At 69.6% G+C, this 23,339-nt stretch carries 23 protein-coding genes; 13 read left to right on the plus strand and 10 right to left on the minus strand.

What is annotated here, in order from left to right; translation table 11 throughout:
* Positions 1 to 3: 3 nt before the first annotated feature.
* The 3 genes from GQF42_RS16730 to GQF42_RS16740 form a co-directional block, all read right to left on the minus strand.
* Entirely contained in the window at positions 4 to 207 is a 204-nt protein-coding gene (locus GQF42_RS16730; RefSeq protein WP_158920703.1) for a hypothetical protein, read from the minus strand.
* Positions 208 to 289: 82 nt separating this feature from the next.
* On the minus strand, positions 290 to 1,627 hold the full coding sequence (locus GQF42_RS16735) for an FtsK/SpoIIIE domain-containing protein (protein WP_158920706.1): 1,338 nt from the start codon (positions 1,625 to 1,627) through the stop codon (positions 290 to 292).
* Between the two features lie 2 nt (positions 1,628 to 1,629).
* Positions 1,630 to 1,962, minus strand: coding sequence for an SCO3933 family regulatory protein (locus GQF42_RS16740; protein WP_158920709.1), 333 nt, complete (start codon positions 1,960 to 1,962; stop codon positions 1,630 to 1,632).
* Positions 1,963 to 2,094: 132 nt separating this feature from the next.
* Here GQF42_RS16740 and GQF42_RS16745 point away from each other — a divergent pair, with 132 nt between their 5' ends.
* Together GQF42_RS16745 and GQF42_RS16750 are read left to right on the plus strand one after the other, a co-directional pair.
* Positions 2,095 to 2,961, plus strand: coding sequence for a GntR family transcriptional regulator (locus GQF42_RS16745; protein WP_158920711.1), 867 nt, complete (start codon positions 2,095 to 2,097; stop codon positions 2,959 to 2,961).
* Positions 2,951 to 3,649: an HAD family hydrolase gene (locus GQF42_RS16750; protein WP_158920714.1), complete on the plus strand. Its 699-nt coding sequence runs from the start codon at positions 2,951 to 2,953 to the stop codon at positions 3,647 to 3,649. Before GQF42_RS16745 ends, GQF42_RS16750 begins: the two co-directional genes overlap by 11 nt.
* Here the strand turns inward: GQF42_RS16750 and GQF42_RS16755 are convergent, their stop codons facing one another.
* On the minus strand, positions 3,650 to 4,318 hold the full coding sequence (locus tag GQF42_RS16755) for a nuclease-related domain-containing protein (protein ID WP_233273771.1): 669 nt from the start codon (positions 4,316 to 4,318) through the stop codon (positions 3,650 to 3,652).
* Positions 4,319 to 5,200: 882 nt separating this feature from the next.
* On the opposite strand from GQF42_RS16755, the gene GQF42_RS16765 reads away from it, so the two are divergent.
* Complete coding sequence (locus GQF42_RS16765) at positions 5,201 to 5,458, plus strand: hypothetical protein (protein WP_158920720.1); 258 nt, start codon at positions 5,201 to 5,203, stop codon at positions 5,456 to 5,458.
* Positions 5,459 to 6,075: 617 nt separating this feature from the next.
* On the opposite strand, the gene GQF42_RS16770 is transcribed toward GQF42_RS16765, so the two are convergent.
* Positions 6,076 to 6,270, minus strand: a complete 195-nt coding sequence (locus GQF42_RS16770) for a hypothetical protein (RefSeq protein ID WP_067039514.1) — start codon at positions 6,268 to 6,270, stop codon at positions 6,076 to 6,078.
* 530 nt (positions 6,271 to 6,800) lie between these two features.
* Between GQF42_RS16770 and GQF42_RS16775 the strand changes: the two genes are divergently transcribed.
* Positions 6,801 to 7,901 carry an acyltransferase family protein gene (locus tag GQF42_RS16775; protein ID WP_233273370.1) on the plus strand — a complete coding sequence of 367 codons (1,101 nt, stop codon included), beginning with the start codon at positions 6,801 to 6,803 and terminating at the stop codon, positions 7,899 to 7,901.
* On the opposite strand, the gene GQF42_RS16780 is transcribed toward GQF42_RS16775, so the two are convergent.
* From GQF42_RS16780 to GQF42_RS16795, 4 genes are all read right to left on the minus strand, one after another.
* Positions 7,891 to 8,391, minus strand: coding sequence for an HD domain-containing protein (locus tag GQF42_RS16780; RefSeq protein ID WP_199272704.1), 501 nt, complete (start codon positions 8,389 to 8,391; stop codon positions 7,891 to 7,893). The genes GQF42_RS16775 and GQF42_RS16780 overlap by 11 nt on opposite strands.
* Before the next feature lie 93 nt (positions 8,392 to 8,484).
* Entirely contained in the window at positions 8,485 to 9,657 is a 1,173-nt protein-coding gene (locus tag GQF42_RS16785; RefSeq protein WP_158920722.1) for a PP2C family protein-serine/threonine phosphatase, read from the minus strand.
* Between the two features lie 385 nt (positions 9,658 to 10,042).
* Positions 10,043 to 10,852, minus strand: a complete 810-nt coding sequence (locus GQF42_RS16790) for an Fpg/Nei family DNA glycosylase (RefSeq protein WP_158920724.1) — start codon at positions 10,850 to 10,852, stop codon at positions 10,043 to 10,045.
* Positions 10,853 to 10,946: 94 nt separating this feature from the next.
* Positions 10,947 to 11,432 (minus strand): ribose-5-phosphate isomerase, encoded by a 486-nt coding sequence (locus tag GQF42_RS16795; RefSeq protein ID WP_158920726.1) that lies wholly within the window; start codon positions 11,430 to 11,432, stop codon positions 10,947 to 10,949.
* 224 nt (positions 11,433 to 11,656) lie between these two features.
* Between GQF42_RS16795 and GQF42_RS16800 the strand changes: the two genes are divergently transcribed.
* Entirely contained in the window at positions 11,657 to 13,084 is a 1,428-nt protein-coding gene (locus GQF42_RS16800; protein ID WP_158920728.1) for an amino acid permease, read from the plus strand.
* Between the two features lie 497 nt (positions 13,085 to 13,581).
* Here GQF42_RS16800 and GQF42_RS16805 read toward each other — a convergent pair whose 3' ends face one another.
* Positions 13,582 to 14,163 (minus strand): biotin transporter BioY, encoded by a 582-nt coding sequence (locus tag GQF42_RS16805; protein ID WP_158920730.1) that lies wholly within the window; start codon positions 14,161 to 14,163, stop codon positions 13,582 to 13,584.
* A 516-nt stretch (positions 14,164 to 14,679) separates the two neighbouring features.
* Between GQF42_RS16805 and GQF42_RS16810 the strand changes: the two genes are divergently transcribed.
* The 8 genes from GQF42_RS16810 (at position 14,680) to GQF42_RS16845 (ending at position 23,264) form a co-directional block, all read left to right on the plus strand.
* The gene (locus tag GQF42_RS16810; RefSeq protein WP_158920732.1) at positions 14,680 to 15,879 is read left to right on the plus strand and encodes an ROK family transcriptional regulator; all 1,200 of its coding nucleotides are present in this window, start codon (positions 14,680 to 14,682) and stop codon (positions 15,877 to 15,879) included.
* A gap of 205 nt (positions 15,880 to 16,084) precedes the next feature.
* A complete protein-coding gene (locus GQF42_RS16815; protein WP_158920733.1) occupies positions 16,085 to 17,128 on the plus strand; it encodes an ABC transporter substrate-binding protein in 1,044 nt (347 codons plus the stop codon).
* Complete coding sequence (locus GQF42_RS16820; RefSeq protein WP_158920736.1) at positions 17,125 to 17,970, plus strand: ABC transporter permease; 846 nt, start codon at positions 17,125 to 17,127, stop codon at positions 17,968 to 17,970. Before GQF42_RS16815 ends, GQF42_RS16820 begins: the two co-directional genes overlap by 4 nt.
* On the plus strand, positions 17,946 to 18,680 hold the full coding sequence (locus GQF42_RS16825) for an ABC transporter ATP-binding protein (protein WP_158920739.1): 735 nt from the start codon (positions 17,946 to 17,948) through the stop codon (positions 18,678 to 18,680). Before GQF42_RS16820 ends, GQF42_RS16825 begins: the two co-directional genes overlap by 25 nt.
* Entirely contained in the window at positions 18,677 to 20,020 is a 1,344-nt protein-coding gene (locus GQF42_RS16830) for an LLM class flavin-dependent oxidoreductase (protein WP_158920741.1), read from the plus strand. The genes GQF42_RS16825 and GQF42_RS16830 overlap by 4 nt, the downstream gene beginning before the upstream one ends.
* A gap of 12 nt (positions 20,021 to 20,032) precedes the next feature.
* A complete protein-coding gene (locus GQF42_RS16835; protein WP_158920743.1) occupies positions 20,033 to 20,929 on the plus strand; it encodes a TauD/TfdA dioxygenase family protein in 897 nt (298 codons plus the stop codon).
* Between the two features lie 119 nt (positions 20,930 to 21,048).
* A complete protein-coding gene (locus tag GQF42_RS16840; RefSeq protein ID WP_158920745.1) occupies positions 21,049 to 22,437 on the plus strand; it encodes an amino acid permease in 1,389 nt (462 codons plus the stop codon).
* A gap of 179 nt (positions 22,438 to 22,616) precedes the next feature.
* Positions 22,617 to 23,264 (plus strand): superoxide dismutase, encoded by a 648-nt coding sequence (locus GQF42_RS16845; RefSeq protein ID WP_158920747.1) that lies wholly within the window; start codon positions 22,617 to 22,619, stop codon positions 23,262 to 23,264.
* Positions 23,265 to 23,339 lie beyond the last annotated feature (75 nt).

Below are 23,339 nucleotides of genomic sequence, written 5' to 3' on the forward strand. Positions count from 1 at the left end.
CCATCACCCCTGGCCGGGGTACTCGGGCCCGTCGGTCGGGTCGTAGCCGGGCGGGAAGACTCCGGGCGGAGGCTCCGGCAGCGACACAGCCAAAGACGGGCCGATGGCGTCGATGAAGTCGAGGTCCGCGCCGACCGTGTCGGCGTAGAGGGCGAGTTGGCCGAGCATCACCACGGTGCGGGCAAAGTCCTCGCAGTTAGGGCACATGGCGGGTGATCTCCTTGCTTGAGGCATGGCTCGGGTAGGGACCTGGCGCGAGGCGGTCACGCCGACCGTGGAACGGCAGTGATCAGGGAGCAGCCGGGATGGACTCCACAGCCGGGGCATCCGCCGGGGCCGGGATGCCGAGGACGGGCCGGAACGGTGCCAGGAACGGCAACTCCGGCGTCAGGTGGGCGAACTCGCGGCAGACCGCCGCGGCTTGTTCGGGGGTGGTCTCCGGGGTGCGGATGCGGGACCAGCCGCCGGAGGTGTCACCGGCCACCGCGATACCCGGGCGGTCCGGCTGGATCACGGTCACGGCAGCAACCGCGTCCGGGGCGATGTCGCCCAAGCCCATCTCGGCGGTCTGCTTGTCGTTGACCCGGTGCACGACCCGCCCAGTGAGCTGAGCCCGCAAAGCGGTCGCGCCCTTGCCGAGGTCGGAGCCGAAGCGCTGGCCGCACACCTCCAGGTAGATCCCGATCGCGCGGGCCATCTGGCCCAGGCGGACCAGTTGCATGACCGTGCGATCCCGGGCCGCCTCATCCTTCCTCGAGGTCACCCAGAACAGCTCAGCCACCTCATCGACCAGGACAACGAGCGGGACCGGGCGGACCTTGTCCGGCAGCGCCCACAGGTCGGAGACACCGTGCAGGGCGAGCAGGTCGAAGCGCTCTTCCATCTCACCCACCAGCGCGTCAATCAGCAGCCCGGCACTCTGCGGATCGGTGGCCAGAGCCGACAGCCGGGGCGCGTAGGCGCTGTGTTCCACCCCGCGCTTGCAGTCAATCCCGACCAGAGCGACCGGCAGTTGCGCCAGCCCCTTGACCAGATTGCGCTGATACACCGACTTGCCGGACAGCGTGGCACCCAGCGTCAATGCCATCGGGACCTTGCGGTAGTCCCGCTCGAAGACCGTGCCATCCTCCCGCAGCGCGACAGGAACGACCAGGTCACGAGGCCGGGCCGAGCGCGGCAGCCGGACCCGCCGAAGCACGTCGTACCCGGTCATCCGCAGCTCGACGTACCCCGGCTTGATCTCCACCACGGTCACCGACTGCACCCCGAACGCGTGCCGGAGCCGCTGAGAGGCCGCAGCCAGGTCGGCCGGTTCCAGACCCGCCGGAAGCCGCAGCGTGACCCGCAACCCGGTCATCGTCGGCCGAACCCGGCGAACCTTCGGCGGCACCGGCCGCACCTCCCGACGCGCCACGTTCCGTGTCATGAACGCCCGCAGACGGGACGGCTGCACCGTCAGCCCGCACACCTCCATCGTGGAGTTGTAGTTCCAGGTGAACCGGCCCCAGGTGACCGGTAGACCCACCAGCGACCAGTACACGCGCGGGGCGCGGGCCTTGGCGTAGCCGAGCCCACCAACACCGGCCGCGGCACCACCCAGCTCGAACCAGGCGGCTACGTCGGTCATGATCAGGCCCCGAGCGGCGTGATCGCGACCGCGCGGAACGAGATCCCGTGCCGCTTCTGACCGTTGAACTCGTTCTCCCAGTCACGGGCCTTCAGCCCGGTCACGGCCACCGGCGTACCCGGCGCAAGCTTCTCGGGGACCCCAGTCTCCGGCACGGTCACCTGGTAGAGGTTTCCCTCTCCCTCGTCCGAGACCAGCAGACCCACGGTCGACAGGTCCGCGTTGCTCTCCCGGTCCACGGCCCGCTCACCGGTCTTCTTGTTGACCATCTTCGGCTCGGGCGCGGTCGCCACGAACACCACAGCGGTCGAAAGATCGATCTTGAAGGACGGCATGTCTTCTCCAGTACGTGACTGACTTGGCTAGCCGAGTTGGCTACATGACCAACATAAGCATCCTGGCTAGCCATGTCAACACCTGACTGTCCTGGCTGTCCTGACAGGGTGGCTTCCGCGTAGGATCGGGCCATGGCCTTCAACCCGGACCCACTCGACCCGGACGACGAGCGACCGCCGTATGAGCAGGTCGCCAGCAGTCTTGGAGCTGCGATTCGCACGAAGAAGCTGGCACCGGGCGAGAAGATTCCATCCCACCAGAAGCTGACTGAGCTGTACGGCTTCGCCCGAGCGACGATCCAGCGCGCCTTGCGCGAGCTGGAGGACGAGGGTCTGGTGGTCTCCCGCAAGGGCAGCGGGGTCTACGTCCGCAACCGGACGGAACGGCCGGCGGGACTGCGGCCATATGTAGAGCAGGCGTTCGCCGCTGAGCGCGTGACGATCGACTTCGCCGGGTTCTCAAGCGAGACGTTGCATGGCGCTCTGCAGGAACCGCTGGACAAGATCAGGGTCGGTCGGCTCACTCCGGGGAGCATCCGCATTCGGATACTCGTCCCGGACATGTCGGTGCCTCACGCGGCGCCCGTGCGCCGGGAGGACGGCGCGGACGACGAAAGGCTCCGTACCCGCATGAACGGCATCATGCTGGGCTACGCGCGGAGCATCCGGGATTCAATCAACGAGCTTCAACAGCTTGAGCTGGTTCCGGAAACGACGGTCGAGGTTCGCGTCCACAGCGGGACAGCGTTCTTCAAGCTATACGTGATCAACGACGCCGATGTGTTCTTCGGGTACTACCCGGTCAAGCCCAACAAGGTCGTCGCCCAGGGACAGGCGATCGAGATCTACGACCTCTTGGGCAAGGACACTGTCCTGTTCCACCACTCTGTGAATGAGGGCGAGTCATCGAGTGGCGCCCAGCAGGTTCAGCAAGCGCAGATGTGGTTCGAGAGTGTGTGGGACAGCATTGCGAGGGACTTCGACCTTGATGCCCAGTGACAGCCTGACCAGGACGCTCGTTGCCGCCGAGGCCGTGTTGTTCGACTTTGATGGGCCGCTGTGCGACGTATTCGCGGGCTTGCCTGCGCCACGGGTCGCCAGAGATCTATGCCGGCTCGCCGCGGAACACGACCCCGAGCTTCGAGCCAAGCTCGAGGGAATCTCCGATCCGCTCGAAGTCTTGCGCCTCACGTACGACTCGGATCGATCGTTGAGCAGCAGAGTCGAGGAAGCTTTGATCACGGCGGAGATTGAGGCCGTGCAGGTAGCGGGCAGCCCGACCGGGGGCGGAGTGGAAGCCATGGTCGCGGTCAGGCGGTCCGGCCGGCCCATCACGGTGGTTACGAACAACTCTCCGGACTGTGTCCGTAGCTTCTTCGATCTCCACGGGCTGTCCTACCTCGTGGATGACGTGGTGGGACGGGTTTTCCATAGGCCCGACCTGATGAAGCCGAACCCTTACGCGGTACTTCGCGCCGCCGAACAGCTCGATCTCCCGTCGGCCGCCTGCGTACTGATCGGCGACTCCTTGACTGACATCCAGGCCGCGCACACGGCGGGAGGATCAGCCATCGGCTACGCCAACAAGCCCCGTAAGCGTGAGGCGTTCGCCGAAGCGGGAGCCGAAGCCATCATCGAGGACATGGGTGCCATCGCACATGCGCTGGGTTACGACGTCAAAGCCTGATCAACTGCCCCAAGTACGAGCATCCCGCGCTACCCCATAGATGTGCGCAACCTGATCAGTGGTGAGCATCGGGGACAGCCCCGACAGCACCCGCCCGAGGTGTTCGACCGCGAGGACGAGCACCGGAGGGTTGGCAGCCTTGACCGTGAGCTTCGCCGCGTGCACCACGGAGATCACGGGACGCACAGGAACGTCGACTCCGCAGCGTGCCGACAAGATCCGTGCGATACGCCGGGCCTCGGACTGACTGACCGCGATGTGACGGGTCGGGGAACCGTTCACCGTGATGGCGGCATCGCCGTACCAGACGGTTTTCCCCCGATGCCGTTTGGAGTTGATGGAGAAGACGCCAGCGGGGCCAATGGCAAGGTGATCAATGTCGGCGCCGCTCGCCCACTGGATGGCGCGGAGGGTGAACCAACCACGGCCCCGGAGTCGGTCCAGCGTCCTGCCGGTGAGCCGTTCGCCTGTAAGTCCGTCCACCCAACTGCGGATGTCCGCCCCGGGTCGCCAACGGTCGATCAGTCTCAGCACCGGATTCGGCTGCAGCTCCAGGATCTTGCGGCGCACCGCGTCGCCCGGCCGATTCCGTGCCAAGTCATCCGGTAATGGCTGCACCCTGCCCCCCTTGCATGTGACCTGCACTTCCAGATCACCACGGAGCAGCACCAGCGCCAAGGCCCCGTATCGGCCATGAGCTGTTACAGATTTCTCTACCTCATCAAGCCCCGGCTGCGCTCCGCTCCGCCGGGCGCGCTTCCCGGCTCCGCTGCGGGCGCCGCTCCTGCCTCCGGCCCGCTCCGCCCGCGCTGCGCCGACGCGCGCCCACATGTGGATAGGGCCGGTGGTCATGAGCCGATCACCGCGTACGCGACGGTCAGAACAGTGCCTCCGGCGGGGGATCGGCCGGCACCGGGATGGAGGGGGCGCCGTCGCCGACTGCGGGTCCGTCGTGGCGGATGCTGGGGGCTCCCATCCCGCACACCATCGACCCAGGCAGAGCCGAGCAGACGCGGCCCAGGGGCGTCAAGGTCGTTCGTACAGTGGCGCGCTCCACCTTGACGCCCCTGAACCACGCCCGCTCCACGGTGTGTGGGTCGACGGCGTACGGGATGGGAGCTGAGGTGAGTGGTGGGTGATGGGGGTGCGCATCGAGATCGAGGGCGACACGGTCACCCTGGCTTCCACTGACCGTCACCGAGATCGATCAGCAGCAGAATTTAGTGATCTCTATCACTAGAAAAATGCGGACAACTAGACCATAAGGTTATGCATCTGAGGGTGCATTAGGGTGGGGTCGCCAGCATTTGTCAGTGCTGTGTGATATAGGAGCGCAAAGGCGCAGGTCAGGCTATCGCTGCGTTGTAGCCCAAGTTGACCCTAGTTAGCCGGAGTTGGTCCCGGTGGGCAACCGTGTCAAGAACTGCGCGCTTGCCTCGACAGGCACCCACTGTCAGGGCCGTGCCTTACCTTTTTCGGTGTCAACACCGAAGGGCGCGCCCGCTCTTGACGGAGGTCTCGGGCGCGCCCTCCAAGTAACCAAGGAGGACTATGCCCATCCTGGGTAGTGGTGGACTGCCTGCACTCGACGTCCACCCGATTCAAACTCTCGCATGTGGGTCTGACAGCCGCAACAAAACCAAGATCGTCTTGCTGATCGTCCTGGCGTGCGTCATCAACGGCGACTCACTGACCAATGTCTTGCAGCAGGCGACGTGGCTAGTGGTTTCGATCACCGTCCTCATCATCGTTCAGGTTGTTGCGGGCCACCTCCGCTGGGCGCCTGCCAAGCCTCCCTGCCGGATCTGACACCACCTCCTGACACCAACAGCACCGAACAAGGGCGGATGAGAGCGGTCCCCAGCGGTCATCGCATCAGCCTCAAGCTAGCGTTTCCTGGGCTCCGGCGGGGCCTGTGATCGACCTGATAAGGATGAGGCTCGTCCTCAAAGCCTGGGCGCCGGGACGGCTCAGAGCACTACATGAGAGCCGAACAGGGCCCGGGACACATGCGGGGCACTGGAAGGCTGAGAACACGACAGAGAGCCACGCGTGCCCCCTGCGTGCCCGATGAGCGGGTATCGCACGGGGAACAACGGGGAGTCACGGCAACCAGCCCAGAACCGCGCAGGTCAGCATCTCGCAAGGTCACCGCGCGTCCGCATACGCGATCTTCCAAACTAGCTACGCGGGTTCGATTCCCGTCGCCCGCTCTGCACGCCGAAGGCCCGGCAAGGAGGACGTCGTCCTCCTTGCCGGGCCTTCCGCCGTCCCAGGGGCGGCCGGCCCGGCCGCGCGCGCCCCGGCGCGACCCCGACGCTCCCTGACGCACCTCGACACGCACCCCCGCGCGTCTCGCGCACCCCACGCCCCCACGGACGCCGGGAGCCACGGACAGGGGTGGCCGGCGCAGGGGTGTCCGCGGCTCAGAACTTGATCGAGTTGATGGAGTCCGCTATCGAGTTCAGGAAGCGGGTGATGGAGGGGGCCATGCCGGTCGAGGCGAGGAAGAAGCCGAAGAGTATGGCGACGATGGCCGGGCCCGCCTTGATGTTCCCTCCTCGGATCAACACCACCAGGATGATCGCCAACAGCAGCACCACAGACAGTGAAATGGCCACAACTGATCACACCCTCGGTCGGTCCGCTCTCCCGGCCCGGAGGTACGGCCCGCACCCCCGCCAGAACCATCGTGCCACCAACCCGGCCGCCGTATGCGGCCCGTGACACATCGTCGGGTGAGGGACCGGCGCGGGCGACCCGCCGCACTGTAATTCAACAGCACCGCCCGCGCGACTCCCGGCGGAATTACGCGACTTCGTTTCCGTCTCCACACATCCTGTGCGCAGGTAATTCGAATTGATGACACAGAGGTGCCGTATGCCCTGTTCAGTCGTTACGAATCGGGACATCAAGGGGTGAACCGGCGGCCTTCGTGTGCGCTCCATCACCCCTACGAAGAGAGCATGTTGAGTAAATCGGCGACCCTCCCGGCCCTTAACCAGGAATGCCTTGGAAGAGTTTTACGAAATCCAAGGACAACGCTAGGGTGCCTGAGATGTTTGACGCCGCCTCGTCTCCCGGCCAGAACCGCAGGCCGCTCCCCCCGGCACAGTCGCCGGCGAACGGAGTGCCCGGTCCACGTACTCCGATGAGTGCGCAGAAGGGTGCGGCGCAGGCGGACAGACCCGGCAAACAGCGCGACGCGTTCTTCGACAACGCCAAGTACCTGGCGATCGTGCTCGTCGCGATGGGGCACTCGTGGGAGCCGCTCAAGGGCGACAGCCGGATCCTGGAGGGCCTGTACACGGTCGTGTACTGCTTCCACATGCCGGCGTTCATCATCATCTCCGGCTACTTCTCCCGTAGTTTCGACATGCGCCCGGACCGGCTGAAGCGGCTGATCACCGGCGTCCTGGTGCCGTACGTCGTCTTCGAGACCGCCTATCCGCTGTTCAAGAACCTCGTCACGGGCTCGCACGAGGGGATCAGCCTCCTCGATCCCTGGTATCTGACCTGGTTCCTGTGTGCTCTGTTCGTCTGGCGGCTGACGACTCCGATCTGGAAGCTGGTGCGTCATCCGCTGCCGGTGGCCATCGGTATCGCCATGCTGGCCAGCGTCGCGCCGAGCATCGGCGACGATCTCGACCTCCAGCGTGTCCTGCAGTTCCTGCCGTACTTCGTGCTCGGCCTGGTCCTCGAGCCCGAGCACTTCCAGCGGGTGCGCCGCCGCGCGGTGCGGATCGCCGCGGTGCCGGTGTTCGCCGCCGCGCTGCTGGTCGGCTGGTGGGCGGTGCCGCGGATGAACACCGCGTGGTTCTTCCACCGCGACGCCGCACAGGACCTTGCCGCACCCTGGTGGTCCGGCCCGGTGATGGTCCTCGCGCTGATGGCCTGCTCGCTGGTGCTGACCGCCTGCTTCTTCGCCTGGGTGCCGGGCCGCAGGACGTGGTTCACGACGCTCGGCGCGGGCACTTTGTACGGCTACCTGCTGCACGGCTTCCTGGTGAAGTTCGCCGACTACCGCGGCTGGTTCGACCACGCCTCGCTGCACCGCCCGCTCGGCGAGATCCTGGTGACCGTCCTCGCGGCGGCCGCCGTCACGCTGCTGTGCACCAGGCCGGTCCAGCACGTGTTCCGCTTCGCGATGGAGCCGAAGATGGAGTGGGCGTTCCGGCAGGACGCGGCCACGCTCGCCCGTGAGCGGGAGAAGAAGGAGCGGCGGCCCGAGCGCGCGTCCGTCAGCGCCTAGGCGTCCCGCCGCCGCACCCGGCTTCCCCGGCTTCCCGTTCCAGGCCGAGAAGTGCGCGCATCCCCGCGTACTTCTCGGTCAGTCGTCTCCGGGTCGGCCCGTCCAGGACCGCCAGCCGCCGCGGGTCGGCGTTGTGCGCGAGGTCGGCCTCCTTCACCAGCCGTGCGCCCGGGGTGGTGAGGATCCGCCGCGCGTACGCCGCCGGTTCCTCGGCCGGCCGCTTGGTGAGGGCGTCCACGATCGCCTTGGTGCGTGCGGTCAGCGCCGCACGCGCGAGCCACTCCCGGGTGAGCGCGTCGTCCTCGACGGCGTCGTGCAGCCAGGCCGCCGCGATCTGCTCCGGGTCCCCGCCGCGGGCGCGCACGCCCCCGGCGACGGCGGCGAGGTGTTCGGCGTACGGCCGTCCCGCCTTGTCGGTCTGCCCCTCGTGGGCGGCCCGGGCAAGGGCCTCGACCTCCGGAAGCGTGAGCAAAGGCTCGGGTTCAGGCATCGACATGGGCTCGGGTTCAGGCATGGGCTCGGGTTCGGGCATCGGCAAGGGCTCGGGCGTGGACTCGGGCAGGGGCTCGGGCTGTGTCATCGGTCAGTGGGCCGGGGCCGTGGCCTGGCGGCAGATCAGGAGCAGGGCACGGTCGTCGTTGACGTCCTTCGCGACCGCCTCGATGAGATGCCACGCGGCGCCGTGGAAGCCGCCGGCGACATAGCGGTCGGCCTCGCCGGTGAGGCGGTCCATGCCCTCGACGATGTCCCGGTCGGAGGTCTCGACCAGGCCGTCCGTGAACAGCATCAACACGTCCCCCGGCCGCAGCGAGCCCTTCACGGGGTCGAACTGCGCGCCGTCGTACACACCGAGCAGCGGGCCCTCGGCGGCCTTCTCCTCCCAGCGGCCGCTGCCCGCGCTCAGCTGGAGCCCCGGCGGATGACCTGCGGTGTACAGCTCGTAGTCCCCGGAGTCGAGGTCCAGGACGAGATGGATGGAGGTGGCGAAGCCCTCGTCCCAGTCCTGGCGGAGCAGATAGCCGTTCGCGGCCGGGAGGAAGTCGTGCGGGGCGAGGGAGCCCAGCAGGCCCCCGAAGGCCCCCGACAGCAGCAGGGCGCGCGATCCGGCGTCCATCCCCTTGCCGGACACGTCCGTGAGCACGACCTCCAGGGTGCGACCGCCGTTCGTACGGGCCGCGACGACGAAGTCACCGGAGAAGGACTGCCCGCCGGCCGGCCGCAGCGCCATTTCCTGGTGCCAGCCCTGGGGCAGCTTCGGCAGCTTGCTCTGCACCCGGATCCGCTCACGCAGGTCGAACAGCATGGTGCCGCCGCGCCGCCAGGGCACCCCGACCCGGCTGCGGAACTGGGCCGTGAGCAGCCCGAAGAAACCACAGGCGGCCACGACCAGGACCACGCCGGGAGTGACCCGGCTCGCCCCCTCCGTGTACGGGCCGAGCCGCACCGACTCCACGATCAGCGCGGTGGCCGCCGCCGCGTACAGCCCGAGCAGGCTCGCCGGGCGCAGCAGCAGGCCGCCGGCGACGATCGGCAGCACCAGCGTGGCCGGGGAGCACCACACCGAGTCGATGAGCGTCATGCCCGCGAGGAGGGGAACGGTGAGCAGCAGTCCGGCGAAGGCGATCCAGTCGGAGCCGTCGCCGCGGAAGTAGTCCACGGCGTTTCTGCGCAGGCCGGTGCGGACCCGGTGCCACTGCATCCTCCACCGGGCCGTGAACGTCTCGGCCTTCGCGCGCCGCTCTCGTCCTGCTGCCATTAGTTCGGGACCCTATCCATCGGACCGGCTGCTTGGCACGGGAGGTCCCACTTGTCCCCCGTGCGGGGCTCCGCTCGACGGCCCGTCCTCACAGTGAACGGCACCGAGGCCGGGCGCGCCGCCGCCCCGGGCACATTCACCGACTCGTCCGTAATGTCCCGACCGGTGGGACGGCCCGGTCCGGGACCTCGGCCGGTGGCCTCGGTCCAGGAGCGCGAACCGGACCGTTCCGCAACGGAGTTCGGCCGCTCGACGGCCGCCCGGAACGACTGGGAGCACCCGGGCGGCCGGGGCGCTCGGCCTCCGGGCGGCCGTGCCGGCGCGGGCGTGGGCGGCGTTCGGCTCAGCGCTGCCCCCGGGGGTGCCGCAGGGCTTCAGGACCGCTTCACCGCTGCTGGCAGGTGGGACACCAGAAGAGGTTGCGGGCGGCGAGGCCGGCGGTGCGGATCTCGTCGCCGCAGATGTGGCAGGGCAGGGTGGCGCGGCGGTAGACGTACACCTCTCCGCCGTGGTCGTCCACGCGCGGCGGCCGGCCCATGGCCTCGGGGGTGTGCTCGGCACGGACGGTGTCGATCCTGTTGTTCCGCACGCCCTCGCGCATCAGCTCGACGAGGTCGGCCCAGATGGTGTCCCACTCGGCCCGGGTGACGTCCCTGCCCGAGCGGTACGGGTCGATGCCGTGCCGGAAGAGGACCTCGGCGCGGTAGACGTTGCCGACGCCGGCGACGATCTTCTGGTCCATGAGCAGCGCGGCGATGGTCGTACGGCTGCGGGAGATCCGCCGGTGGGCCACGCCCGGCTCGGCGTCCTCGCGCAGCGGGTCGGGGCCGAGGCGGCCGTGTACGGCCTGCTTCTCGGCCTCGGTGATCAGCGCGCAGGTGGTCGGGCCGCGCAGGTCGACGTATGCGGTGTCGTTCGCGAGCCGGAGCCGGACCGTGTCCGTCGGCGGGGGCGCGGGGGCGTCGCCGAAGCCGACCTTGCCGAAGAGGCCGAGGTGGATGTGGACCCAGTCGGCGTCCCGGAAGCGGAGGAAGAGGTGCTTGCCGTGGGCTTCGGTGGCCGTCAGCTCGGCGCGGTCCAGAAGGGCGGCGGCGTCGGAGAACTTGCCCTGGGGGCTCGTCACCCGCGGGGCGGTGCCCCGGAAGCGCTCGGCGTAGTCCTGGGCCAGCCGGTGAATGGTGTGCCCTTCCGGCAAGGCGGAGCTGTCCTTTCAGTACGTTCCCGCCCGCCCACCGAGTCCGGTGGGCGGGCGGGCAGGACGCGGTGAGCGGGGGCGGGCCCCCGGGGTCCTACTGCTGGGGGTGGTGGGCCGGGATCGGGGGGAGGTCGCCCGTCGTCTCGTAGGCCGACAGCATGTCGATGCGGCGGATGTGGCGCTCGTCACCCGAGAACGGGGTGCCCAGGAAGGTCTCGACGAACCTCGTCGCCTCCTCCTGCGTGTGCATGCGCGCACCCACCGCCACGACGTTGGCGTTGTTGTGCTGGCGGCCCAGCGACGCGGTCTCCTCGCTCCAGGCCAGCGCGGCCCGCACGCCCTTGACCTTGTTCGCGGCGATCTGCTCCCCGTTGCCGGAGCCGCCGATCACGATGCCGAGGGCTTCGGGGTCCGCGGCCGTACGCTCCGCCGCGCGGAGGCAGAAGGGCGGGTAGTCGTCCTGGGCGTCGTAGATGTGCGGCCCGCAGTCGACGGGCTGGTGGCCCGCCTTCTCGAGCCACTGGACGAGGTGGTTCTTGAGTTCGTAGCCCGCATGGTCGGAGCCGAGGTACACGCGCATGCCACGAGTGTGACACGGCCGTTGCGGGGCAGCAGCCCCGGGTGTCGGCGCGCACCCGGCCTCGGAAAAGGGGGTGGAAATGTGAGCAAGGCCATAGAACCTCAAGAAAACCTCAAGTAACAATTCGGATTCAGAGGTTCCCCAATCCATTCGCCTCGCTTTCACTGGACCGACTCGTACACCGCTCGTACGAACTGCTCCACCTGGCGTAAAGGAAACCGTCCATGACCCCTGGTTCGGGCCTCCAAGCAGGACTCAAGAACCGCCACCTGACGATGATCGCGATCGGTGGTGTGATCGGAGCCGGCCTCTTCGTCGGTTCCAGCTCGGGTATCGCCACCGCGGGACCCGGCATCCTCCTTTCCTACGCACTCGTCGGCACCCTAGTCGTACTCGTGATGCGCATGCTCGGCGAGATGTCCGCCGCGAACCCCGCGTCCGGCTCCTTCTCCGCCCACGCCGACCGTGCCCTCGGGCGCTGGGCCGGTTTCTCCATCGGCTGGCTCTACTGGTTCTTCTGGGTCGTCGTGCTGGCCGTCGAGGCCACCGCCGGCGCCAAGATCCTCGCGGGCTGGGTCCCGGCCGTGCCGCAGTGGGGCTGGGCGCTCATCGTGATGGCGGTGCTGACCGCGACCAACCTGGTCTCCGTCGGCTCCTACGGCGAGTTCGAGTTCTGGTTCGCCGGCATCAAGGTCGTGGCGATCGGCGCGTTCATCGTCGTCGGTCTGCTGGCCATCTTCGGCGTCCTGCCGGGCGTGCACGCGGACAAGGCGAGCTTCGGCAACCTCACGAACCACGGCGGCTTCCTGCCGCACGGCCCCGGCTCGATCCTCACCGGTGTCCTGCTCGTCGTCTTCTCCTTCATGGGCAGCGAGATCGCGACCCTGGCGGCCGGCGAGTCGGAGAACCCGCAGCGCGCGGTCACCAAGTCCACCAACAGCATCATCTGGCGGATCGGCGTCTTCTACCTGGGTTCGATCCTGGTCGTCGTCTCGCTGCTGCCGTGGAACGACCCGTCCATCAAGGCGCAGGGCTCCTACGTCGCCGCGCTGAACTCCCTCGGCATCGCGCACGCCGGAGAGATCATGAACGTGATCGTGCTGACGTCGGTGCTGTCCTGTCTGAACTCCGGCCTGTACACCGCCTCCCGTATGGCCTTCTCGCTCGGCCAGCGCGGTGACGCCCCCAAGGCGTTCGCCCGCACCACCGCGCGCGGTGTGCCGATGGCGGCGATCCTGGCGTCGGTCGTCTTCGGATTCGTGGCGGTCTTCTTCAACTACGCCTACCCGGACACCGTCTTCCTCTTCCTGGTCAACTCCTCCGGCGCCGTGGCCCTGTTCGTGTGGCTGGTCATCTGCCTCTCGCAGCTGCGCATGCGGAGGATCATCCAGCGCGAGGCACCGGAGAAGCTCGTCGTGAAGATGTGGCTGTACCCGTACCTGACGTGGGCCACGGCCTTCTTCATCGTCGGTGTCCTGTGCTACATGCTGACCGACACCGAGGGCGCGAGCAGCGGCCGTACGACCGTGCTGCTGTCGGTGGGCGTGGCGGCGGTCGTGGTCGTGGCGTCCCTGGTGAAGCAGAAGTTCGGGCCGGACCGTGCGCAGAGCGTGCCGGCCGTGGACGCGGCCGAGAAGGTCACCACCGGCTGACGTCTCGAAACAGAACGCGGTACATGGCCGCACGACCTGACGGCACCTGTCAGGTCGTGCGGCCATGCTGCGTCCCACGACCCCCGCGCGGGCTGCCCGGTGGACACGTCTCCCACGCTTGGGGCAGGGGGAGAGGCTCGGCGCCGGGCGTGGGCGCGGCGCCGTCGTGGTGCCGCAGACCCGGGGGTGGATCGGGCGTCCTGGCACGGGAGTCCGGGTACGCGGCCGGCCATGTGCGGTGGCCCGAGGTCGTCACCGCCGACGGCGAGCTGCGCCGGGGCGTCCCCGGCGTGGGACCCCGAGCCGTGCCCCAGGGCGACGCCGGACGCGGTGCCGTGGAGTGCGCGGCGGTTCCCGGTGCGGCTGCCGGCCGTCGGGGAAGGGGAGCGGGTGGGTGACCGGGGCGAGGGGCGGTACGACGCCGGTACGCGAAAGAGGCCCGCCCGGGTGAAGGAGGACTACGACCCGGCGAACCTCTTCCGCAGGAACCGCGGCGTCTAGCGCTTGCCGGCCAGCTTCCAGGCGGTGGGCAGCGCGCCCATGGCCAGGGCGGCCTTGAGGGCGTCGCCGATCAGGAACGGGGTGAGCCCGGCGGCGATCGCCTGGGAGAGGGACATGTGGGCGGCCAGGGCCAGGTAGGGCACGCCGACGGCGTAGATGATCGCCTCACCGAGGATCATCGTGCCCGCCATGCGCAGCGGGGAGCGGTCGGCGCCACGCCGGGCCAGGGTGCCGACGGCGGCCGAGGCGAGCAGCATGCCGAGCACGTAGCCGAAGGAGACCATGCCGGCACCGGAGGCGCCGCCCGCGAACCACGGCACGCCTACCACACCGGCGAGCGCGTACAGCGCGAGGGAGAGGAAGCCGCGACGGGCACCGAGCGCGGTGCCGACGAGCAGGGCGGCGAAGGTCTGTCCGGTCACCGGCACCGGGGAGCCGGGCACCGGGACGGCCAGCTGGGCCGCGATGCCGGTGAGCACGGCGCCGCCGAGGACGAGGGCCGCGTCGCGGACACGGGACGCAGGGAGCAGGTCGGCGAGGACTGCGCCGGGGCGAGCGGCGGCGGTGGCGGTGCTCATGGGGACTCCGCGGGTGAGTGGGCAGGCGGGAACACCGTGACGCTATACCGGGCCGCTCGTGTCGATCACCGTCACCGGTCGACAAAGGGTTGAGCCGGGCCTTGGTGGGCTCCGCACAAAGGGTGCGGGTTACACCGGGTGCGACGTGATACCGGTCACTGAGGTGGGGTGGCCCGCGGTACCGCGCCGCCCGCCGGCCCGTCTGTGACTTTCCACCAAGGCCCCGCCCCTGAGCCCCGGGAACGTCTCGCCCGTCGGTCGGCGTCTGGGCAGCGCGGGGGCGCTTTGCTAGCTTCGAACGCATGACGGCCCAGGCCCGGTACTTCACGTCGCGTCGCTATGTCGACCTGCGACGCCAGGGCACGGCCACCTGTCGCCACCCGGGGTAGGGGCGGACCGCTCGGCACGCCCCTTCTTTCGAACCCTTCGAATCCTTCGAGCCCTTCGAACCCCTCGAACTCTTCGAACCCCTCGAACTCCGAGACGTGTCGACCCCGTTCCCGAGGACGGTCCTCCATGCCCCGTACCGCGGTGTCCCCCCTTGCCTCGCCCGTTCCGCGTGCCGCCGACAGCGACCGGCGGCGCACCAGCGCCAGTGTCGTCCTGCGGTCCGTGCTGGAGCACGGACCGGTGGCGCGCAGCACCATCGCCCGGCTGACCGGGCTGTCGCCCGCGTCGGTGACCGAGCACTGCGCCCGGCTCACCGGTCTCGGCCTGATCCGGGAGTCCGCCGCGCCGCGCCGCTCGAACGGGGTCGGCCGGCCGCATGTCCCCGTCGACCTGGACGACGCGGGGTTCGTCGTCGGCGGGGTGCATGTGGCCGTGCCGTACACGACGGTCGCGCTGCTGGATCTGCGGGCCCGGGTGGTGGCCCGGCGCGAGCTGAAGCACGAGCGGACCGAGCCCGGCCGGGTGCTGGCGCGGGCCGCCGAGGGGCTCGCGGGGCTGCTCGCCGAGGCGCCGGGCCGCCGGGCGCTGGGCGTCGGGGTGGCGGTCGGTGGCTGGGTGGACCGGGAGACGGGCAGCGTGGTCGAGCACGAGCTGCTGGGCTGGCGCGAGGTGCCGGTGCGGGAGCTGCTCGCCGCCCGCACCGGGCTGCCGGTCCATGTGGACGGGCATGCGCGGGCGTTGGTGAACGCGGAGCGGCTGTTCGGGCGGGCCCGGGGCAGCGGGAGCGTACTGCATCTGTTCGTGGGCAACGTGGTCGACGCGGCCTTCGCCACCCGCGACGAGGTGCACCACGGGCCGCGTTCGGCGGCCGGTGCGATCGCGCATCTGCCGGTGCCGGGCGGCACCGAGCCCTGCCCGTGCGGCCGTACCGGCTGCCTGCAGGCGGAGCTGAGCGAGCGGACGTTGTGCCGGCGCGCCCGCGCGGCCGGGGTGACCGGCTCCGGCAATCCGATGCACGTGGTGGCCGCGGCGGCGGCCGGGGACGCGACCGCCCGGCGGCTGCTGGTGGAGCGGGCCCGAGCGACGGGGCGGGCGGCCGGGCTGCTGCTGGACGTGCTCAATCCGGAGACCGTCGTGGTGACGGAGCTGGGTGTGATCCATTTCGAGGACTGCCTCGCCGCTTTGCGGGAAACGGCCGGAATACGTCGTACGGCAGCCGTACTGCCGACGAGTTTCCCCGATTCCGTACTGGCCGTCGCGGGCGGTTCGGTGGCCTTGGACGTGCTGTTCCGGGATCCGCTGGGCGCGCCACCTGAGGCTATTTAATTCAGAAACTCGGAATGTTGACAGGGGGCGATCGTGGCCGGGAACATGCTGGTCATGGACCCGCTCAGGAGCTGTCGCACCCTCTGTTGCTGACACATTGCCGCGCATGAAGCGCGTGTTTCCCGCTGCGTGAGTCTTTCCCCTTCCGGCCTGCCTGCCCGGAATTCTTGCTGCGTTTTCCCTCTTTCCCTCTGGGAGTTCTCCCATGCACCGTCGCGTCTTTCTCTCCTCCTTGCTGGGTGCGTCCGCAGCCGTGGCAGGCCTTGGCGGCTGCGCCAAGGGCGACGCCTCCGCCGACACCAGGGGCGCCGCCACCAGGCCGCTCGCCGACAAGGTCCCCGCCGGAACCAGCCTGAAGATCGCCTCGTACCAGAACGTGCAGCAGCTGCAGTTCAGGCTGGCGAAGCTGCCCCGGCTGCCCTTCACGGTGTCGAACTGGCTGAACATCGGCGCCGGTCCGGATGTCATCAACGCCTTCCGCGCGGGGTCCCTCGACCTTGCCGACAACGCGGGCATCCCGCCCATCCAGGCGCACTACCAGGGTTACGCCGCGAAGATCGTGGCGATCGACATCACCCGCAAGCCCAACTACCTCTTCGCGACCAAGCCCGGCAGTGACGTGCACACCGCCGACGACTTCAAAGGCAAGCGGCTCGCCTTCTCACAGGGCCAGGCGCAGGGTGTCGTCCTGCTGCGGGCGCTCAAGCGGGCGGGCCTGAGGTACGACGACGTGAAGCTGGTCCCGCTGACCAGCAACCAGTTCCTCACCGCCCTGCAGTCCGGGCAGGTCGACGTGGCTCCGCTCGCCATCAGCCAGGCACCCGCCTATCTGAAGCAGTACGGAGCCAAGGGCGCCCGCACCATCGACACGGACGTCGTCGACCTGCTCAACCTGCTGTGGGCCCCGCAGTCGGTGCTGAACGACCCCGCGAAGGCCGCCGCGATCGCCGCATACATCCCACAGTGGGCCCGGGGCCAGGTCTGGCAGTACGAGCACCCGGACGTGTGGAACGAAGAGTTCTACGTCAAGACCCAGAACCTGACCCCGGAGCAGGCGAAGTCCATCACCGCGCACGCCAACAAGCCTCTGTTCCCGCCCCGTTGGGACGAGGCGGTCAAGTGGGAGCAGGAGACGGCCGACCTGCTCGCCGCGGGCGGCTTCGTGAAGAGGTCCGACGTCTCCTCGCTCTTCGACCACCGCTTCGAGGCGCTCGCCGCCGAGGCCGTACCCGAGGAGTACCGGAAATGACCGCCGTGACCACGACGGCCGCCGCCGCGGCCACCACCGCCGCGGAACGTCCCCAGGTCCGTCGGCGCCGCCGCCTGTCCCCCGGCCGCCGGCTGCCCGCGGCCCGGCTGGTCGGTCCGCTGCTCGTGCTCGCCCTGTGGGCCGCCGCCTCGGCCGCCGGCACCCTCGACACGGGTGCGATCCCGGCGCCGTGGACGGTGGTGCGCACGGCCGGTCACCTGTGGACCGACGGCACGCTGCCCACCGACGTCCTGACCTCGCTGCGGCGCGCCGGGTACGGCTTCGCCATCGGCCTCGTCGCGGGCGTGCTGCTCGCGCTCGCCTCCGGGCTCAGCCGGACCGGGGAAGCGCTGATCGACGGGACCGTACAGCTCAACCGGGCGATCCCGACCCTCGGCCTGATCCCGTTGTTCATCCTCTGGCTGGGCATCGGGGAGACCTTCAAGGTCGCGATCATCGCGATCGTCGTCTACATACCCGTCTACCTGAACACGCACGCCGCGCTGTCCGGCATCGACAGCCGGTACGTCGAACTCGCCGAGGTGCAGGGCCTGACCCGGCTCGCCTTCGTCCGCCAGGTCGTGATCCCCGGCGCGCTGCCCGGATTCTTCGTGGGGCTCCGGCTCGGCGTGACCGGCTCCTGGCTGGGCCTGGTGGTGCTGGAGCAGATCAACGCCACCAGCGGCCTCGGCTATCTGATGTTCCAGGCGCAGAACTACGGCCAGAGCGACGTCATCCTGGTCGGCCTGCTGATCTACGGCGTCTTCGGCCTGGTCTCCGACAGTGCGGTCCGTCTGATCGAACGGAGGGTGCTGTCATGGCGCCGCACACTGAGCAACTGACCCGCCCCGCCGTCCAACTCCGCGGACTGACCCGGTCCTTCGGCGACCGTACGGTCCTCGACGGCATCGACCTCGACCTGCCCGCCGGCCAGTTCACGGCCCTGCTCGGGCACAGCGGCTCGGGCAAGAGCACCCTGCTGCGGGCGATCGCCGGAATCGACCACGGGGTGGCGGGCGACGGGCGGCTCACCGCGCCCGAGGGGGTCTCGGTGGTCTTCCAGGACTCCCGGCTGCTGCCCTGGCGCCGGGTGCTGGACAACGTGCTGCTGGGCGCGGACGGCAAGGGCGCCGTCGCACGCGGCCGGGCCGCCCTCGCGGAGGTCGGCCTGGGGGGCAGGGAGCGGGCCTGGCCGGGCGAGCTGTCCGGTGGCGAGGCGCAGCGGGCCGCCCTCGCCCGCGCCCTGGTCAGCGAGCCCGAACTCCTGCTGGCCGACGAGCCGTTCGGGGCGCTGGACGCGCTCACCCGGATCCGGATGCACCACCTGCTGCGCGCCCTGTGGACGCGTCACCGGCCGTCCGTGCTGCTGGTCACCCACGACGTGGACGAGGCGATCGTGCTCGCCGACCGCGTCCTCGTCCTCGACCAGGGCCGCATCGCCCTCGACCTGACCATCGACCATCCCCACCCGCGCTCCTACCGCGAGCCGGTACTGGGCGAATACCGCGAACGGCTGCTGACCGCCCTGGGCGTCACGGAGGACCACCAGTGACAGAGAGAAAGCTCCACCTGAACGCGTTCCTGATGAACACCGGCCACCACGAGGCGTCGTGGCGGCTGCCGGAGAGCGACCCGTACGCGCATGTCGACCTGCAGCACCACGTCCGCCTGGCCCGGATCGCCGAGCGCGGCACCTTCGACTCGCTCTTCCTCGCCGACGGCCCCCAGCTGTGGAGCAACCTCGCCCAGCGTCCGGCCGGCGCCCTGGAACCGCTCACCCTGCTGACCGCGCTGGCGACGGCCACCGAGCACATCGGCCTGATCGCCACCGCCTCCACCTCCTACAACTCCCCCTACAACCTGGCCCGTAAGTTCGCCTCGCTGGACATCATCAGCGGCGGCCGGGCCGGCTGGAACATCGTCACCACGGCGGGCGCGGAGGCCGCCCGCAACTTCGGGCTGGACGCCGAGCCCGCGCACGCCGAGCGGTACGCCCGCGCCGCCGAGTTCCTCGACGTGGCCCGCAAGCTCTGGGACAGCTGGGAGGACGACGCGATCGTCGCCGACAAGGCGGCCGGCGTCTGGGGCGACGACAGCAAGATCCACCCGCCCCGGCACCGGGGCAGGTACTTCGGCGTCGAGGGCGCCCTCAACGTCCCGCGTACGCCCCAGGGCTACCCGCTGCTGGTGCAGGCGGGGTCGAGCGAGGACGGCAAGGCCTTCGCCGCGCGGTACGCGGAGGCGGTCTTCACCGCACAGCAGACCCTCGCCGACGCACAGGCCTTCTACGCCGACCTCAAGTCCCGCACCCGGCGGGCCGGGCGGGATCCCGGTCACCTCAAGGTGCTGCCCGGGATCGTGCCCGTACTCGGCTCGACCGAGGCGGAGGCACGGGCCGCCGAGCAACTGCTGGCGGAGCACATCGTGTACGACCACGGTGTGCTCCGCCTGGAGCGGCTGCTGCAACTCCCGTCCCACACACTGGAGTTGGATGCCCCGCTACCCGACGGCCTGCCGCCCGAGTCCGCCGTCGAGGGTGCGAAGAGCCGCTACACGCTCGTGGTGGAGCTGGCCCGGCGCGAGCGGCTCACCGTGCGGCAGCTGATCACCCGGCTGGGCGGCGGACGCGGCCATCTCACCTTCGCCGGGACACCCGAGCAGGTCGCCGACCAGATCGAGACCTGGTTCACGCAGGGCGCCGCCGACGGCTTCAACATCATGCCCCCCGTACTGCCCTCCGGACTGGACGCCTTCGTCGAGCACGTCGTACCGCTGCTGCGCGCCCGTGGCCTGTTCCGTGACGCGTACGGCCCGCGGCGGACCCTGCGGGAGCGCTACGGCCTGCCCCGCCCCGCCAACCAGTACCTGACCCCGGCTCCCGCCCTCGCCTGAAAGGACCCGCACATGTCCCTGGAGATCACCAAGCTCACCGCCCGCATCGGCGCCCGCGTCCTCGGCGTCGACCTCACCCGGCCGCTCGCCCCGGAGCAGGCCGACGCGATCCGCGAGGCACTGAACGTCCACAAGGCGCTGGTCTTCGCCGCCGACGGCCTGGACGACGCCGGCCAGCAGGCCTTCGCCCGGCACTTCGGTGACCTGACCACCGCCCACCCGACGGTCGGCGCGGTCGACGGCGCCCCGAACGTGCTGCCCGTCGACAGCGAGCGGGGCCGCGCCAACCACTGGCACACCGACGTCACCTTCGTCCTCAACCCGCCGCAGGCCAGCACCCTGCGCTCGATCACGGTCCCGTCGTACGGCGGCGAGACCCTGATCGCCAACGCGGCGGCGGCCTACCGCGACCTGCCCGAGCCCCTGCGCCGCTTCGCCGACACGCTGTGGGCCGAGCACACCAACGACTACGACTACGCCGTACCGGACGAGGAGATCGACGAGGAGAAGGCCGCCCAGCGCGCCCGGTTCACGTCCATCACGTACCGCACGGCCCACCCCGTGGTCCGCGTCCACCCGCTGACCGGCGAACGCGGCCTGTTCATCGGCGGGTTCGCGCAGCGCATCGCCGGCCTGTCCGTGGGCGAGTCCCGCAAGGTCCTCGACCTGCTCCAGGCCTACGTCACCCGCCCGGAGAACATCCTGCGCCACCGCTGGGCGGAGAACGAGCTGGTCCTCTTCGACAACCGGATCACGCAGCACTACGCCATCGACAACTACGACGGGCAGCCACGCCGGCTGCACCGGGTGACCGTCGCCGGTGACGTCCCGGTCGACACCGAGGGCAAGGAGAGCTACTCGATCAAGGGCGACGCCTCCCACTACACACCGGTGCTCACGGCTGCGTAACCGCCGGTTCACCCTGCGTACGGCAGGTGTCCGGATACTGGGCAGCCCGTTGGCCTGAGCGGACGGGCTGCCCAGACTGGCGGAGTTTTGCCCGCCCATTGCACGGGGGAGCCGCACCCATGCCCGACAGCAGCACCACGACGCAGACGCCCCCGCAGCAACGGGGCGCCTCTCTCTCGCACGGCCTCAAACAGCGCCATCTGTCGATGATCGCGCTCGGCGGGGTGATCGGCGCGGGGCTGTTCGTCGGTTCGGGTGCGGGCATCGCCGCCGCCGGCCCGTCCATCGTGATCGCCTACACGGTCTCCGGCCTCCTGGTGATGCTGGTGATGCGGATGCTCGGCGAGATGTCGGCCGCCCACCCCTCCTCGGGTTCCTTCTCCGCGCACGCCGAGCGGGCGATCGGCCCCTGGGCGGGCTTCGCCGCCGGCTGGTCCTTCTGGATCCTGCTGTGCACGGCCGTCGGCCTGGAGGGCATCGGCGCCGCGCACATCGTCTCCGGCTGGGTGCCCGGCACGCCCGAGTGGGCCTGGGTGGCACTGTTCATGCTGGTCTTCTGCGGGACGAACCTGGCCGCCGTGAAGAACTTCGGCGAGTTCGAGTTCTGGTTCGCCGCACTGAAGGTCGGCGCGATCTCCCTCTTCCTGATCCTCGGCGTGCTGGCCATCGCGGGCGTGCTCCCCGGCACGGACGCCCCCGGCACCTCGAACCTCTCCCCCTTCCTCCCCCACGGCGGCAACGGCCTGATCATCGGCCTGCTCGCGTCCGTCTTCGCCTACGGCGGCCTGGAGACGGTCACCATCGCGGCGGCCGAGTCGCAGGACCCGGTCCGGGGCGTGGCGTCCGCCGTCCGTACGGCGATGTGGCGCATCGCGCTGTTCTACATCGGCTCGATGGCGGTCGTGGTCACCCTGGTCCCGTGGAACTCGGCGGAGGTCGTCTCCAAGGGCCCGTACGTCGCCACGCTCGACCACCTGGGCATCCCGGGTGCGGGCCAGCTGATGAACGTGGTCGTCCTGGTCGCCCTCCTCTCCGCGATGAACGCCAACATCTACGGCTCCTCGCGCATCGCGTTCTCGCTGGTCGAGCGGGGGCAGGGGCCGGGGTTCCTGGCCCGGCTCTCCGGCGGCGTCCCGCGCGTGGCGGTCCTGACCTCCTGTGTGCTGGGCTTCGTCTGCGTACTGCTCAGCTACTGGCGCCCGAACGACGTCTTCAAGTGGCTGCTGAACATGATCGGCGCGGTGATCCTGGTCGTCTGGATCTTCATCGCCGTCTCGCAGCTCCTGCTGCGCCGCCGCGTGGAACGCGAGACCCCCGAGAAGCTGGTCGTCCGCATGTGGGCGTTCCCGGTCCTCACCTGGGTCGCCCTGGCGGGCATGGTCACGATCTTCGTCCTGATGGCCCGCGAGGCGGACACCCGGGTACAGCTGTACTCGACCGGCGCGATGACGCTGGCACTGGCGGCGACGGGCTACGCCCGCCAACGGACGCGAGCCAAGAAGGCCTGATCAGCGCCGGGCTTCGGCCCACCGGTCGGTGCGCCACCGACCCTTCCCCACGACGTGCGGGTGCTCGGGACCGAGCACCCGCACGCGCCGTTTCGCGCGCCCCCGGCATCCGCGTCCGCCTCTTGCTGCTAGCGTGCAGTTGCAAGATACTTGCAATAAGGTTCCGGAGGGGATCACCCATGCCCGTCTACACGCTGCCCGACCTGCCCTACGACTACTCCGCGCTCGCTCCCGTGATCAGCCCGGAGATCATCGAGCTGCACCACGACAAGCACCACGCGGCCTATGTGAAGGGCGCCAACGACACGCTGGAGCAGCTCGCCGAGGCGCGGGACAAGGAGACCTGGGGGACCGTCAACGGGCTCGAGAAGAACCTGGCCTTCCATCTGTCCGGGCACATCCTGCACAGCGTGTACTGGCAGAACATGACGGGCCCGAAGGACGGCGGCGGAGAGCCGCTCGCCGCCGACGGGGTCGGCGAGCTGGCCGAGGCGATCAAGGAGTCCTTCGGGTCCTTCGCCGCCTTCAGGACCCAGCTGTCCAAGGCCGCGGCCACCACCCAGGGTTCGGGCTGGGGCGTGCTCGCGTACGAGCCGCTGAGCGGGCGCCTGATCGTCGAGCAGGTCTACGACCACCAGGGCAACGTCGGCCAGGGCTCGACCCCGGTCCTGGTCTTCGACGCCTGGGAGCACGCCTTCTACCTGCAGTACCGCAACCAGAAGGTGGACTTCGTCGAGGCCATGTGGCAGGTCGTCAACTGGCAGGACGTCGCCCGCCGTTACGAGGCCGCCAGGTCCCGGGCGAACACGCTGCTGCTCGCCCCCTGAATCGTCCTGCCTCGTGATCGTCTTCTCACCCTTCACGTTGGCAGGCGGATGAAAGAAGACCCCCGCGAGGACGTG

The sequence above is a fragment of the Streptomyces broussonetiae genome, from assembly GCF_009796285.1.
Classification (GTDB): domain Bacteria; phylum Actinomycetota; class Actinomycetes; order Streptomycetales; family Streptomycetaceae; genus Streptomyces; species Streptomyces broussonetiae.